The sequence below is a fragment of the Collinsella tanakaei genome, assembly GCF_021531055.1.
GTDB classification, from domain to species: Bacteria; Actinomycetota; Coriobacteriia; order Coriobacteriales; family Coriobacteriaceae; genus Collinsella; species Collinsella tanakaei_B.
Genome location: NZ_JADYTL010000003.1, coordinates 152101 through 166586, shown reverse-complemented (window position 1 = coordinate 166586; position 14486 = coordinate 152101). Strand labels below are relative to the sequence as shown.

The window sequence follows — 14486 nt, the reverse complement described above, 5'->3', positions numbered from 1 at the left end:
TGTCGCCACCGCCCGCCGACGGCACCGAGTGCATCGACCCACCTACCGCCGAACAATTCCTGCTTTTGATTACCCCCCGGACGTGATACATTGTAGGGGTTGTTTTGTATGCAGCTGGAAAGGCAAACCATAAGCTAGCCATATAAGACGACAGGTCGGCTCGCGGGACGGGAAGCGGAGTCAACTACATAATGAAAATTATGTAGTGCAGCGGCGGTGCCATATTCGGGAAGCACCCCCTGCGGACACGGCGCTTTGGAGCTTCATCCGAGGTCGGAGACGTTTCTCGCCTTGATCCTGCCGATTGGTACACAAGGTCGAGAAAGGTCGGTGACGCGCATGAGAAACGCGTTTCCCAAGCGCAAACGTGCTGGCGCCTCCCGCATAAAGAGCCGCTGGATCGCAGCGGGCGCATGCTGCGCCGTCGCGGCGACGCTTTTCGCTGCGTATTCGTTCACATCCCCCACGTTCACCGTCGCGGAGGAATCCGCGGACGCCGCCGGGGCCGTCGACACCTGGACGGCTTCGCTGCCCGCCGATATGCCCACCGCGTGGGACGAGGCGGTCGTCGCGGTCGCGAACAGCCAGCTGGGATATCGCGAGAGCGCCGACGACGTCGTGATCCTCGATGGCGGCGAGCAGCGCGGCTCCACCCGCTACGGCGAGTGGGCCGGGGATGCGCATGCCGCGTGGAACGCGCTGTTCGCGTCGTTCTGCGTGGAGAATGCCGGTGTCGAGGGCATGTCCTCCGACGCGGATGCCCAAGCGTGGCTCGAGACTCTGCAGACGAGCGAGGACGGGCTGTACGCGGCCGCGGCCGAGCATGTGGCGGAGCCGGGCGACCTGGTGTTCACGCAGGCGGTCGAGGATGATGAGGACGCCGTCGAGGCGGACGCGGCCGTCGAGGACGAGGCTGTTGAGGCCGATGCCGAGACCGAAGCTGAGGCCGACACCACCGAGACTGTCTCCGACACTGCCGACAAGATCCGCGTGGGCGTGGTAACCGAGGTCGCCGCTGCGACCGAGGAGACCCCCGCGCAGCTCACGGTCGTCGAGGGCGATGTCGATGGCGAGGTCGCCAAGGTGACCTATGCCGCCGACGACGAGGCCATCGTGGGATACGGCCTGCTGCCCGAGCAGCCGGTCGACGATGAGGCCGCCGAGACCGAGGATGCCGACGTCGTCGACGAGGCGACGGGCGCCGTCGCCCTCGACGATACGTTCACCTATGAGACCGAGAACTACACGATCGACGTGACGGTGTCGGGCGATGCCGCTCTGGCGGACGCCTCCGAGGATGCCGTTGCCGACACCGATGCGAGTGATGCCGCCGAGGCGGAGGCCGCGACCGACGCCGAGGGCCTCGCGATGGATACGACCGAGCTCGGTGCCGACGACGCCGCTTATCAGGCTGCCGAGGCTTACGTCGACGACAGCGATCCGGAGAGCGTGCTCAACATCTCCGCGCTCCGGTTCGCCTTCACCTACAACGGTCAGGCGCTCGATGTCTCCGGTTGCGAGGTGACCGCCGAGGTCACGCCAGGCGATGCGCTGCAGAATGCCGCCAATGCCATCGAGACCGATGACGATACGGTCGAGGATGCCGAGGTCGGCGTGACGCTGACCGCGCTTCAGAGCGTCGAGGACACCGAGGCCGAGGAGCTCGACACCGTGCTGGTCGAGAAGGACGCGACCGAGCGCCCGACGATGACGCTCGCGCTCAACGCCGCCGCGCCCGCGCTGCAGCTCGTTGCGCGCGACGCGCTGAACCCCCACTTCACCGTGCAGTACTATGCGAATCTTGAGGTCACCGATCGCGATTCCGGTGGATATCTTGAGATCCTGAACACCGACAACGGTGGCAACAATCAGGGCGGAAAGCTCCCCACCAACGGAGGCAACACGCCGACTACCGGCCTGTATCTCGTCGATGCCGGCAACGGCAAGCGTGAGATTCGCACGCACATGGAACTCACCGAGCTCTACACCGCGAACGAGTACGACTACTTCGAGGCACCGAGCCTTCCGTACGTGAACATCTTCCGCGAGAACGGTAACTACACCGCCAACGAGGTGTGGGTGCTCAAGGAAGGAAAGGAGGACGCCTCGAGCACGAACGAGGCCGACTGGGAGGTGCACAAGGGTATCGTCGGTGCGACCGAGCTGCACTTCACCAACAACCCGAACAAGGCCGATGAGCCGAACACCATCCTCATCGAGGAGGGGACCGTCATCCGTCTTGTCGCCAACCAGACGACAAGCGACTACGACAACGCTGCGACGTTCTATGACTACAACATTACCGATGACGGTAAGACGACGTGGGATGCTACGAATGGATCGCATGGCATCAACAGCGGGAGCAACTACGAGGACAAAGAAGGTGCCAAGCTCGCCTTTGGTAACGCCAATACGGGCATGGGTCTTCACAATGAGTCTTGGAACGGCAATACGCTCAACCAGTACAACCGCTCCGGTGGCGGGCTTCAAGGTTGCACGTTTGGACTGGTAACGGGCCTCGATAGTGAGGGACATATTGTCTACGCCGATGGTGTTGCCGCTCCCAACCTGTTCGATGACGGGTCTGCAACGGGTAAGGTTACGTATACGGACATGTCGCTCGATTTCAATCGCGCCGGCGACACCTATACGTTGAGTTCTGTTAAGGGCGCGAATCTCGACGGTCTAGAGTACTTCAACAATCCGCAGACTCCTGGTAAGGATCCTTATACCCACATCTGGACCAACAACTTCTGGCCGATGGACGGGCGTCCTAGCACGGATGGTCTTACCGGCTACTACAACGATCGCGGAGACTATTCCGGCTACGATGGCAATAAGCTTTACCCGGTCAGCGATGATGGCCAGGATCACAACAGCATGTTCGGCATGCAGTACACGGTCGAGTTCGAGCTGACTGAGGACTACGTCGGCCCGCTGGAGTACTACTTCTTCGGCGACGACGATATGTGGGTCTTCCTCGACGGTCGTCTCGTCTGCGACATCGGTGGCGTCCACAGCTCTGTCGGTGCGTACGTGAACCTCTGGGATTACATTGCCAAGGGTGATGCGGGCAAGCACACGCTCAAGTTCTACTACACCGAGCGCGGCCTTTCCGGCTCCACCTGCTATATGCAGTTCACTCTGCCGTCTGTTTCCTCCGGCACGCCGCAATACCAGAACGGCCAGCTTAAGGTGCAGAAGCAGGTTGTGGGCACCGCCGATCCCGACACCGAGTTCAGCTTCGACATCAACATCTGGTCCGATGACGGTTTGGCGCAGGGTTCCGACTACTCCATCGTCCGCTACAACGCCGACGGTACCCAGCGGATCGAATCCTCGCTGCTGACCGATGGCTGGGGCACGTTCAAGCTCAAGGCCAACGAGTACGTGATCATTGATTACCTGCAGCACGGTACCCACTACACCATCAAGGAAACCAACGTAGATGGGTTTACCGTCAGCAATACCATCGATAACGGCACTCCTAACCAGTCGGCTGAGGTGACGGGCACGACTCCGATTGGTAAGAGCAGCATCGTACTATTCACCAACACAGCTCGACCAAAGCTGCCCGACACTGGCGGGCCGGGTACAGTCGCCTTCACCTTGGCGGGCGGCGCGCTCGTGGCCACTGCCACCTACCTTGGATTCCATCGGCGCAAGAGCACGTCACGCTGATTTTGAATCGTCTGTATCTGCAAGTAAGTACCAAATGGGAACGAACGAGAGGATGTAACCCATGAGGCATTTGAAGAAGCTGCTTGGCCTGGTCATGGCCACAGTCATGGTCTTTGCCATGACGGCAACCTCCGCCTTCGCGGCGCAGGGCGCCAATGACAACAGCGGCTCGATCACCATCAGCAACGCTGAGGTCGGCCACACCTACAAGGCCTATCAGGTGCTCGTGCTCGAGAGCTACAACACCGATGCCAAGGCCTACTCCTACAAGGCGAACGACGATTGGGCCGAGTGGCTCAAGTCCCAGACCCAGTACGTCAGCATCGACGACCAGGGCTATGTGACGTGGGTCAAGGATGCCGATGTCGCCGCCTTTGCCAAGGCCGCGCTCGCGTACGCCGAGGCGAACAGCATCAGCCCTGCCGCCACCAAGACCGCAGATAACGCTACGGTCCAGTTCACCGGCCTGAACCTCGGTTACTACCTCGTGGACACCACGGTCGGCTCCCTCTGCTCGCTCGACACCACGATTCCGAACGTCGAGATGAAGGAGAAGAACAAGGTTCCGCCCGTTGAGAAGCAGGTCCAGGAGGATTCTAACGGCAGCTGGGGCGACAGCAGCACCGCTGAGATCGGTGATACGGTTCCGTTCAAGACGACCATCACCGCTAGCGAAGGCGCGCAGAACTATGTTCTGCACGACGATTTGTCCGCCGGCCTTACGCTCAACAAGGATTCCATCAAGGTGACCGGCCTGACCGAGGGCGAGGACTATACCGTTACCACCGAAGGTCTCAACGACGGCTGCGACTTCCACGTCACGTTCACCCAGGCTTACCTCGACTCCATCAAGACTGAGACCAAGATTGAGGTCACCTATACCGCCGTGCTGAACGAGAACGCCTTGATCGCTGACGAGGACAACCCCAACAAGACCCGACTCGAGTACGGTGACGGGATTTACACCGAGTGGGACGAGACCAAGACCTACACCTATAAGGTCGACGTCGTGAAGACCGACGGTAGCAACGTGGTCCTCGACGGTGCCCAGTTCAAGCTCTTCAACGCCAAGACCGGTGGCAACGAGATCGCCCTCATCAAGGTGTCCGACGGCGTGTATCGCCTCGCCAAGGACGGCGAGAAGGGTGTCGAGTACATCACCACCGTCAACGGCCAGCTCAGGATTTATGGCTTTGATTCCGACACCTACTGGCTCGAGGAGACCAAGGCTCCCGACGGATACAACAAGCTTGCCGAGCGCGTTGAGATCACTATTAAGGATGCCAACAACGAGGCAACTGTCGATGGCGGTATTTGGGATCACGGCGGCGTCCACGTCGTCAACAAGGCCGGTTCCCTCCTGCCCACCACTGGTGGCATGGGCACCACGATCTTCTACGTGGCCGGCGGCATCATCGTCGTTGCGGCTGCCGGCACGCTCGTGTACCGCAAGCGTTCCGCGAACATCAAGTAGTTTCGTCCATCCGCCCATAGGGGCATGGCGTCCCAGTCGGGAGGGCGAGCGTATCGCCCGCCCTCCCGGTTCGGGGACACGACCAGACACGTGCCGCTTGGCACAGCGGCAAGGAGAGCCCAGCGTGAGAAAGACCAACCGGATCAAGGCATCCAACATCGTCCTGATCGCGCTGCTCGTCGTTGGGTTGTCCTTGCTGCTGTATCCGACAGTCAGCAACTTGTGGAACTCGTTCCACATGTCGCAGGCGATCGTCGACTACACCGAGCAGGTGTCGGAGCTTGACGAGGAGCGCTACGACGAGCTCTGGGAACAGGCGGAGCAATACAACGCCGAGCTTGCCCAGGACCCGGACCGCTTCGAGATGAACAACTCGGAGCGGGCGCTCTACGAGAACGAGCTCAGGGTTTCCGACACCGGCATCATGGGGTATCTCGACATCCCGCGGCTCGGCGTTTCGATGCCGATCTACCACGGTACGGAGGAATCCGTCCTGCAGGTGGGCGCCGGTCACCTCGAGGGCAGTTCGCTGCCCACCGGCGGAGTGGGGACGCACTGCGTCTTGTCGGGCCATCGCGGCCTGCCGAGCGCGGAGCTGTTCACCGGCCTCGACAAGCTCGAGGAGGGCGACACGTTCACCCTGACGGTTCTCGACAGGACCATGACCTATGAGGTCGATCAGATCCTCGTCGTCGATCCGTACGACATGGACGCGCTCGCCATCGATCCCGATCGGGATCTGTGCACGCTCGTCACGTGCACGCCCTACGGGATCAACTCCCATCGCCTGCTGGTGAGGGGGCATCGCGTCTCCGGCGTGTCCGCCGAGGTCGCGACATCGCCCATCACACCGCAGACGGTGGCGCTCGTCGCGTTGCTACTCGGCGTCGCGGCGATAGGAACAGGAATCGCGTTGCGCGTCCGTGCGCGCAACAGGAAGTAGGAGGGCATCGCATGAAGCTTCTCAAACGTGCGTCTCTGCTTGCGTTCACGCTCGTCGTGATGTGCGCGGGCGCCGTGAGCGCCTATGCGCACGATGTTCCCGACACGTCGCGCACCGGTACGATCGCTGTCGATATGACGTATGACGACGTGGCGGTTCCCGGCGGAACGCTGGCGCTGTACCGTGTGGGCGACGTCGTGTCCGATGACGGCAACTATCTGTTCGCGCTCGGTGACGACTACCGGGGCAGCGGCGTGATTCTGGACGATCTGCAGTCGCCCGAGGCTGCCGAGGCGCTCGCTGCGTGGGCGGACGATCACGGCTTGCGCGGAACCACTGTGGCCATCGATGATGAGGGGCACGCGGTGTTCACCGATGTGGAGCTCGGCCTGTACCTCGTGGCCCAGCATGAGCCGGCCGATGGCTACATGGCGATCGATTCGTTCCTGATCGGTATGCCCAACACCGTGGACGGCGCGTACGTGTACGACGTGGACGCTACGCCCAAGCTGGAACTCGTGCAGGCTCCTGAGCCGCCCGTGACGCCCGAGGAGGACATCCCGCAGACCGGTGACAACATCCTGCCGTTCGTGATGGTCCTCGCCGGTGGCGTGCTCGCCTGCGGTGCCGGTTTGGCGCTGCGTGCTCGCGCCCGTCGTGCTTCGTAGAGTGCGCGGGTTTTGATGACCCGTTTGCAGTGACCCCGATATGTTCGGCGACCTTGCATGGCGCACGTCCGGCGCCGATGCATGTCGTCCGGCCTGTAATCCATAGTGGCCATTCCGGACTTTTGTCCGAATGAGCTGCGTCGCGTCTTTCATCTCCGACTCAGATAGGCGTGACGTACGGTACCTGTCACGACTTCGACCCTGCTGACAGGCACCCTTCGCCCGGATCCAGCCTCGACCCCTGGATCCGGGCACTTTTTGTTTTGATGCGGTTCGCGGGCGTCGTGCGAGGTGCCGTGTCGTTGTGCGGCTCGCGTATTCGTATGTTTGCATGCCGGTCCTTTGTGGTAGAAGAACAGAAGCAGCAGCCGGGCGTCGAGGCGTTCGGTGGTTATTCGAGCGGGGGCGGCGTATGGACGAACGGGCACGCAACGCGGGCAAGACGGCGATCATTTTGGAGGGCGGCAGTTTCCGAGGCCAGTTCACGGCTGGCGTGCTGGATGTGCTGCTCGAGCATCATGTGCAGCCCGATGCCTGCTACGGTGTCTCGGCGGGCGTGCTGAACGCGCTGAGCTACAAATCGCGTCAGATCGGTCGGCCCAACCGCATCAACCTCGCCTTCTGCAATGACAGCCGCTACATGGGCGGCAAGTCGCTTGCTCGCAACGGCAGCGTGATCGGCTATGATTTCATGCTCAACGACGTGCAGGATCGACTCGATCCCTTTGATAACGAGACGTATCTGGCCAATCCCATGCCGCTTATCGCCACCGCGACCGATATCGTGTTCGGCACGGCCGCCTACATGGAGGTCAAAAACGCCGTGCTCGATATCGACGTCGTACGCGCCTCGACCTCGCTGCCGCTCATGGCGCCGCCGGTTGAGATCGACGGGCATCTGTATCTGGATGGCGGCGTGGCCGATTCGGTACCGGTCGAGCATGTACTTGAGGATGCCGGATTCGACCGTGCGCTCGTGGTGCTCACGCAGCATCGTTCCTACAAGAAGGGCCCGTACGAGCTGATGGGGCCCGCGAAGGCGCGCTACGGTGCGTATCCGTACCTGCTCGAGGCGATCGCGAGCCGACATGAGCGCTATAACGAGCAGCGTGAGCATATCTGGAGCTATGAGGAACAGGGGCGTGCCCTCGTGCTGGCGCCACCGCGGCCGGTGGAGGTCGGGCATATCGAACACGACGCCGCCAAGCTGCTCGACCTGTACATTCAGGGTCGCCAGGAGTGCGAACGGCATCTGGCTGAGATCGAGGCCTTCTTAGGCTGACGCCCACGTCTTGCAACATGGAATCGCCGGGAAGCGTCCGCCGGATTTCGGCGACGTTTGAGGGTGGATCGAGCCGGTAATCACGGCGCCACAGCGCTGGTTTGGGCAATCTGTTCAGATATGAAGGTTTCAGGTGGCAAACTGATATCGTCTGGTATTGTCTCGTCGCTTGGATGCTCGCGTTGGTAGTTGAAATAAGGCCAAATCGGACAGCTTGAGTTGCGTTTTTCAGGCCTGCGACCCGATTCTTCCGCTTAAAGCTCAGGCGAAACCTTCATATCTGAACAAATTGCCCACGTTGAGCCGAATGTCCCAAAAAGGGCCAGGAGAAAATTGGGACATTACTCGTGGGTCGCGACATGTGCAGAAAGTCTGGGAGAAGCAAAAAGCCGCGTTGACCTTGCAGGCGGGCGCGCTATAATTCTACGGTCATTTGCAGAGCCCCGTGAATCTCTGTTAAGACACACGTACTGTACATGGAGGAGTCAAGTGATTCAGAAGTCGACTCACTACGCCAAGCAGGGCGAGGTCGCCCGTAACTGGGTCCTCGTCGATGCCGAGGGTGCTGTCCTGGGCCGTCTGGCCACGCAGGTCGCCATGATCCTGCGCGGTAAGAACAAGCCTCAGTTCACCCCGAACTCTGACTGCGGTGACTTCGTGGTGGTCATCAACGCCGATAAGGTCCAGCTTACCGGCAACAAGGCCGACCAGAAGGTCTACTACCGTCACAGCGGCTACAATGGCGGCCTCAAGGCCGAGAGCTTCCGCCAGGCCATGGCCAAGCACCCCGAGCAGGTCATCGAGCGCGCCGTCCGCGGCATGCTCCCCAAGACCACCCTCGGCCGCGCTCAGCTCAAGAAGCTCAAGGTCTATGCGGGTCCCGAGCATCCGCATGCTGCCCAGAACCCCGTTAAGATCGAGCTGGAGGCTTAAAGATGGCTGAGAACACCGTTGTTTACTACGGCACCGGCCGTCGCAAGAACGCCGTTGCCCGCGTCCGCATCGTCCCCGGCACCGGCAAGGTGACCGTCAACAAGCGTGACGCCGCTGAGTATTTCGGCCGCAAGCAGCTGGTCGATAACGCGCTCGCTCCCTTCAAGGTGACCGACACCGCCGGTACCTTCGACGTCATCGCCCTGTGCGACGGCGGCGGCATCACCGGCCAGGCTGGCGCCCTGCGCCTGGGCATCGCCCGCGCGCTGCTCAACGCCGGCGATTACCGTGCCGACCTCAAGCGCGCCGGTTTCCTGACCCGCGACGCCCGCGTCGTCGAGCGCAAGAAGTACGGCCTCAAGAAGGCCCGTCGCGCTCCGCAGTTCTCCAAGCGCTAATCGCTTCGAGTCATATGTACGCGCAAGCGGGGCCTACCTTCGGGTGGGCCCCGCTTTTCCTTTGCCGCGGCGTTTGTCTGAGGCGAAACGGTGCCTGACGCATTCCACGTGCGCGTGGAATATACCGTCGTGCGACACGAAATAGGACAAAACGACACTCTCTCATCCTGTCGTTTGCGGTACGATACAGACGTGGAAGCTTCTACATGCCACAAGGGGGAACATGTTCAACAGGCTTATCAGTTCGTTTGGGTTGCGCAGGCGCTGCAACGTGCTGCTATCGCCTATCGCGGGCAAGGTCATCCCCCTGTCCGATGTCAACGACCAGACGTTTGCCGCAGGCCTGCTGGGACAAGGCGTCGCGATCGAGCCGTCGGGCAACAAGGTCGTCGCGCCGTCCGATTCCAAGATCGAGGCGATCTTCCCGACCGGGCATGCGTTGGCCCTTCATACCAAGGAGGGGCTCGACGTGCTGATCCACATCGGATTGGATACCGTCAAGCTTGATGGGCGTCACTTCAACGTGAAGGCCGAGGTCGGCCAGACCGTCAAGAAAGGCGACGTGCTGATCGAATTCGACCGCGACGCCATCCAAAGCGAGGGCTATGACGTGACCGCGCCGATTTTGATCTGCAATTCCGTCGAGTACGCAAGCATCAAGGGGAACGTGGGCGATACCGTGTCCGAGCTCGATCAGCTCATCACGGCACGCGAGCGATAACGTTGGTAAGGCGGCCTTTCCGCGCGAGCGGGAGGGCCGTTTGTATGGGAGACCGGGAAAAGGGAAACCGGAAAGGAAAGAGGTCCACTATGATCACGATCGTCAAGGCACGCGACTACGATGATATGAGCCGCAAGGTCGCCAACATCATCTCCGCGCAGGTGATCCTGAAGCCCCGTTGCGTGCTGGGTCTTGCGACGGGCTCCACGCCGATCGGCGCCTACAAGCAGCTGGTCGAGTGGTACAAGAAGGGCGATATCGACTTCTCGCAGGTCGTGAGCTACAACCTCGACGAGTATCGCGGCCTTTCCGGCGACAATCCGCAGAGCTACCGTTACTTCATGAACGAGAACCTGTTCGACCACGTGAACATCGACAAGGCCAACACGCATGTGCCCGATGGCATGGCCGAGGATTACGAGGCCGCCTGCGCCGCCTACGACGAGGCCGTCGCTGCTGCCGGGTACCCGGATCTGCAGCTGCTGGGCATCGGCAACAACGGTCACATCGGCTTCAACGAGCCCGACGACCACTTCTCCAAGGGCACCCACTGCGTCGATCTGACCGAGTCCACCATCCAGGCCAACAGCCGTCTGTTCGACAGCATCGACGATGTGCCGCGCCAGGCCTTCAGCATGGGCGTGCAGACGATCATGTTCGCCAAGATGATCCTGGTCGCCGCGAACGGCGAGAAGAAGGCTCAGGCCGTTCACGATATGTGCTTCGGACCGGTCACGCCGTCCTGCCCCGCCTCGATCCTGCAGCTGCACCCCAACACGGTCCTCGTGGCCGACGAGGCCGCGCTGTCGCTGTGCGGTGACGAGCTCGCATAAGCGAGGTTCGAGCACGCCTGCGCGCGATGATGCAGGTTGCCTTTGATGAGCGCCCCGGGCTTTGCCGCCTGGGGCGCTTTCGTGTGTACGGGTGGGGTGGGACGCTATACGGGTGTTGGGCGACGGTCTGAGTGTCGCGGTTCGATGCGGCAGCGCACAGGAGGACCGGACGTCCGACAGCGTGCGGACACGGAGCTCGGGGGCATCCGACAACGGGGCGTAATGTACCGAATAGGACTTGAAATCGGAAAGTCCATATCTGAAAAGTATTTAAGAACAATATAAAACAGCTAGAAATGTAAAGTATAGTCGACACCATGCCTATGAACCCGTGGGAGAATGAGCTATGGGCGGAGCGATTGTCCCCAACGGGAGGCGCTGCGGTGCTGTTTTGTCGCGAGAGGTCGCAGGCTCCGACAGTACGTAAGGCAGACGCTTACCGCGATCCGACAGCGCGGACGAATCGGAAAGATTCGCCGTCGTCGAGGTCGCATCCGTGCGTATCGTTGGGAAGCAACCGACGGAAGGTGGGCGAGACGATGGCGGTCGGGCGGCATATCGAAACGGATCAGGTCGATCGACTGGAGACAGCCGATCACGAAAAGGCAGCAATCGGCGTGTACGCAGGTCTTATCGTCAAGCGCGATCGGCTGCTGCACGATCTTGCCGCGAAGGGGAAAAGCGCGGGTATCACCATCATCAGCGCCCCGAAGGGGTTTGGGAAAACGGCGCTCGTGCTCCAATACATCGCGGTCGTGCAGACCGATCCCACGCGCGGATATGCCCAGATCATCGATGCGGACGGCATGACGAAGCATGAGCTTGTGCGTCGTCTGGACGAGATCGGGCAATCCGCTCCGTCGGGCGTGGGGCCGTTGGTCGTCATCGACAATCTCCCGCTGTACGGGACGGCGAAGATCAAGGAGGTCGTCGAGGTCCTACGCGCGATGCGCGGGCAGGGGTTCGAATTCGTCGTGACCTGCCTTCCGACGAATCGCGGCTTCGTGGCGGCTATGGGCGACTCGGCGCTGGTATCTTCTCAGGCTCTAACGGTGCAGCCACGCGAGTATCCGGATTGGGTCAGGGTGTTCACGATCTCGCGTCGTTTGGACGTCTATGCGCTGACGCAGGGCGTTCCGGCCCTCGTTGCCCTGCTGCATGCGGCGACGGAGCGGCAAAACGAGGTCGATCTGCTCGAAGCGGGCATCGTGGAGCTGTACGGGAGTATCTTGCGGGAACTCCGACGGGAGCGCGACGCCCTGTATCGGATCGTGTGCACGCTGATCCTGATGGGATCGGGCAATCTGGGGGATTTGGAGCGAGGCGGCATCAGGTTGCGACGCGATACCATGTCGCGCCTGATCAAAGCCTACCCGGTGTTCGGTATCGACAGTGCCGATCGGGCGTTTACGTGCCTTGGGGCGACCGGGCGGGCACACGATCGGCTATGCAGCGATATCGCTGCCAGGCGGCCGGCGTTTGCCGATCGGGCCGTCCGCATCCTCATGAAGAGCGGACGTACGGACGATGCGGTCGAGTTGGCACGACTTACGCTGTCGCCTCGGGATTCGCTGGTGTTGGCGACGGACTACCCTGTGCAGTTCGCGCTTGCCGGTCATGCGACATTCATCACCGAGGTGTTCGCGGACGGAGGTGCCACGCCGACGGCGGGGATCGAGGTCGGTGCGCTGCTGGCTGTCTACGTGGCGTCGCTGACGCTCGGCAACTACCGTACGGCGCGGACGAGCGCCCATGAGCTGAGGAAGCGCGCAGATGAGATCTCCCAGCAGGTCGATCCGAGTGATTGGGATTGCGCCTGCGCGGTTGACGAGATGTGGGCGTCGTGCAGCGGGGTGAGGCTTCCGGAGATGCCGCCAAGCTTCACATCCGGCAAACAGCGGCGCGATGCCGAACTGTTGCGTCGCCATGTGTCCGTGTACGGAAAGCTGATCGGTGGGGACGGGCGCGTATCTTGGGAAGGCGACGACAGGCCCCCGATGCTCCATGGTTCCGAGATGGACATCCCCGCTTTGCTGCTTCATGCGGACCGCTGCCTCGATCGGGCGCTCCATGGGAAACAACTCGAGCGGGCGGAACTTGACGACTTGGAGGATATGACCGAGCGGTTGCTGCGCAGAAGGCTCTTGCCCATCGCGGCGCGGATGCGCATGACGGTGAACACCTGTCGGCTTTCCATGGGGTTGCCGATCGTGGACGAACGGGGCTTCATCGACGCGGGGACGATCGCGGTGCGCGAGTCCGATCTGCCGACGCAGCTGTATTGCCTTGCGGCGGAAGGCTGGCAGGCGCTCACCTTGGGACAGACGGCGAATGCGCGTTTCCGCGGTCAGCAGGTGCTCAAACTCACAGGGGATGGCGAGGGCTTTCTGCGTACGTGGGCACACCTGCTCGAGCGGACGGCGTACCTCCGTGAGACTTCCCGTGTGAAGATCAGGCAGGATGCCGAGGCTCTCGACCTCACACAGGAGGGGTGCGATGCGGCGGACGCGTGGTCGGTCGCGCTGCACCTGTCCGCGGCGCGATTCGACTCGGAACTCGCCGCGTGGTATTCGCTCAACAAGACCGTGATGCTCGATCCGTGGATCATGCCGACCATACGGCGGGTGATGGACCTTTTGGGTCCGCGATGCGAATCGCTGCGGCAGATCGTGCCGCGCGAGCGAGGTTCGTTTGCCGAACCGAACGGTCGGCAAGAGCCACCTTCCGAGACGTTGCGCGAGCTGCTGGCGGGCGAGCGCATAGCGGAGGCGGGGGAGGTGATCATCAACCTGTTCGGTGGCTTCCATGCCGAGCGCAACGGGCATGTCTTGACCGAGTCGGCGTGGCGGCGCAAGAAGGCGGCGGTCATCGCGGCGCGACTGGTGCTCAATTTGGGGACGTTCGTGAATCGGCGGACGATCATAGACGAGTTATGGCCGACTGCGGAGTACGCGAACGGGAGGGAGTGCCTGTACGTGACCTTGTCGTCGCTGCGGCAGGCGCTCGGCCAACATGGCGACGGCCCGCAGTATCTGCTTGCGCAGGGGGAGGGCATCGCACTCAACGCGGAATACGTCTACACGGACATCCGGAGCTTCGACGTTTTGGCGCGAACCATCCTGTTGGGAGGTGAGGAGTCATCGGCGCAGCGCACGATCGAATCCTGTCTGAAGCTCGAAGAGCTCTATAAGGGTCCGCTGTATATTCCCGATTGCGGAAACACGTCGTATTTCGTGCGGATGCGCTCGCTGTTCGCCACGCGCTTCATCGACTGCATGATCCGGGGGATCGACGCGGCATTGCACGTGGACAACCTGGCATGTGCGTCATGGCTTGTCGAGTCCGCGCTACGGCAGGCGCCGACGCGCGAGGACCTCTTGCGACGGGCTATGGACGTGTACAACCGCAGCGGGCGCAGACGAGAGGTGGTCGCGCTGTACAACGGGCACCTTCACTATCTCAAGCGCGAGGGAGGAGGTCTTCCGGAGAAGGAGACGGCGGCGGTCTATGCGCGGATCATCGACGAGAGGAGCGATCCGGTGATGCTGTGACG

The 14486-nt window shown here is 61.7% G+C and carries 10 protein-coding genes; all 10 read left to right on the top strand.

All coding sequences use genetic code 11. The features are described from left to right. Positions 1-339: 339 nt before the first annotated feature. The 10 genes from I6E04_RS04355 (at position 340) to I6E04_RS09855 (ending at position 14484) form a co-directional block, all read left to right on the top strand. On the top strand, positions 340-3681 hold the full coding sequence (locus I6E04_RS04355) for a DUF7601 domain-containing protein (RefSeq protein ID WP_235421941.1): 3342 nt from the start codon (positions 340-342) through the stop codon (positions 3679-3681). A gap of 61 nt (positions 3682-3742) precedes the next feature. Next, positions 3743-5155, top strand: a complete 1413-nt coding sequence (locus I6E04_RS04350) for a SpaH/EbpB family LPXTG-anchored major pilin (protein WP_235421940.1) — start codon at positions 3743-3745, stop codon at positions 5153-5155. Between the two features lie 124 nt (positions 5156-5279). After that, on the top strand, positions 5280-6098 hold the full coding sequence (locus I6E04_RS04345; protein ID WP_235421939.1) for a class C sortase: 819 nt from the start codon (positions 5280-5282) through the stop codon (positions 6096-6098). Between the two features lie 11 nt (positions 6099-6109). Further along, complete coding sequence (locus I6E04_RS04340) at positions 6110-6766, top strand: hypothetical protein (RefSeq protein ID WP_235421938.1); 657 nt, start codon at positions 6110-6112, stop codon at positions 6764-6766. A gap of 412 nt (positions 6767-7178) precedes the next feature. Beyond that, entirely contained in the window at positions 7179-8048 is an 870-nt protein-coding gene (locus I6E04_RS04335) for a patatin-like phospholipase family protein (protein ID WP_235421937.1), read from the top strand. Between the two features lie 489 nt (positions 8049-8537). Then, complete coding sequence (gene rplM, locus I6E04_RS04330) at positions 8538-8981, top strand: 50S ribosomal protein L13 (RefSeq protein WP_235421936.1); 444 nt, start codon at positions 8538-8540, stop codon at positions 8979-8981. A 2-nt stretch (positions 8982-8983) separates the two neighbouring features. Further along, positions 8984-9379 carry a 30S ribosomal protein S9 gene (gene rpsI / locus I6E04_RS04325; protein WP_235421935.1) on the top strand — a complete coding sequence of 132 codons (396 nt, stop codon included), beginning with the start codon at positions 8984-8986 and terminating at the stop codon, positions 9377-9379. Between the two features lie 223 nt (positions 9380-9602). Continuing rightward, a complete protein-coding gene (locus I6E04_RS04320; RefSeq protein WP_235421934.1) occupies positions 9603-10100 on the top strand; it encodes a PTS sugar transporter subunit IIA in 498 nt (165 codons plus the stop codon). An 89-nt stretch (positions 10101-10189) separates the two neighbouring features. Then, on the top strand, positions 10190-10933 hold the full coding sequence (gene nagB, locus I6E04_RS04315; RefSeq protein WP_268830324.1) for a glucosamine-6-phosphate deaminase: 744 nt from the start codon (positions 10190-10192) through the stop codon (positions 10931-10933). A 617-nt stretch (positions 10934-11550) separates the two neighbouring features. Then, positions 11551-14484: an AfsR/SARP family transcriptional regulator gene (locus I6E04_RS09855; protein WP_235421933.1), complete on the top strand. Its 2934-nt coding sequence runs from the start codon at positions 11551-11553 to the stop codon at positions 14482-14484. The last annotated feature ends 2 nt before the right edge of the window (positions 14485-14486 follow it).

Bases quoted from the DNA above. Each gene is read 5' to 3' on its own strand.
- I6E04_RS04350 (WP_235421940.1), top strand. From the start codon at position 3,743: ATGAGGCATTTGAAGAAGCTGCTTGGCCTGGTCATGGCCACAGTCATG.
- I6E04_RS04355 (WP_235421941.1), top strand. From the start codon at position 340: ATGAGAAACGCGTTTCCCAAGCGCAAACGTGCTGGCGCCTCCCGCATA.
- rpsI (WP_235421935.1), top strand. From the start codon at position 8,984: ATGGCTGAGAACACCGTTGTTTACTACGGCACCGGCCGTCGCAAGAAC.
- I6E04_RS04340 (WP_235421938.1), top strand. From the start codon at position 6,110: ATGAAGCTTCTCAAACGTGCGTCTCTGCTTGCGTTCACGCTCGTCGTG.
- I6E04_RS04335 (WP_235421937.1), top strand. From the start codon at position 7,179: ATGGACGAACGGGCACGCAACGCGGGCAAGACGGCGATCATTTTGGAG.
- I6E04_RS04320 (WP_235421934.1), top strand. From the start codon at position 9,603: ATGTTCAACAGGCTTATCAGTTCGTTTGGGTTGCGCAGGCGCTGCAAC.
- nagB (WP_268830324.1), top strand. From the start codon at position 10,190: ATGATCACGATCGTCAAGGCACGCGACTACGATGATATGAGCCGCAAG.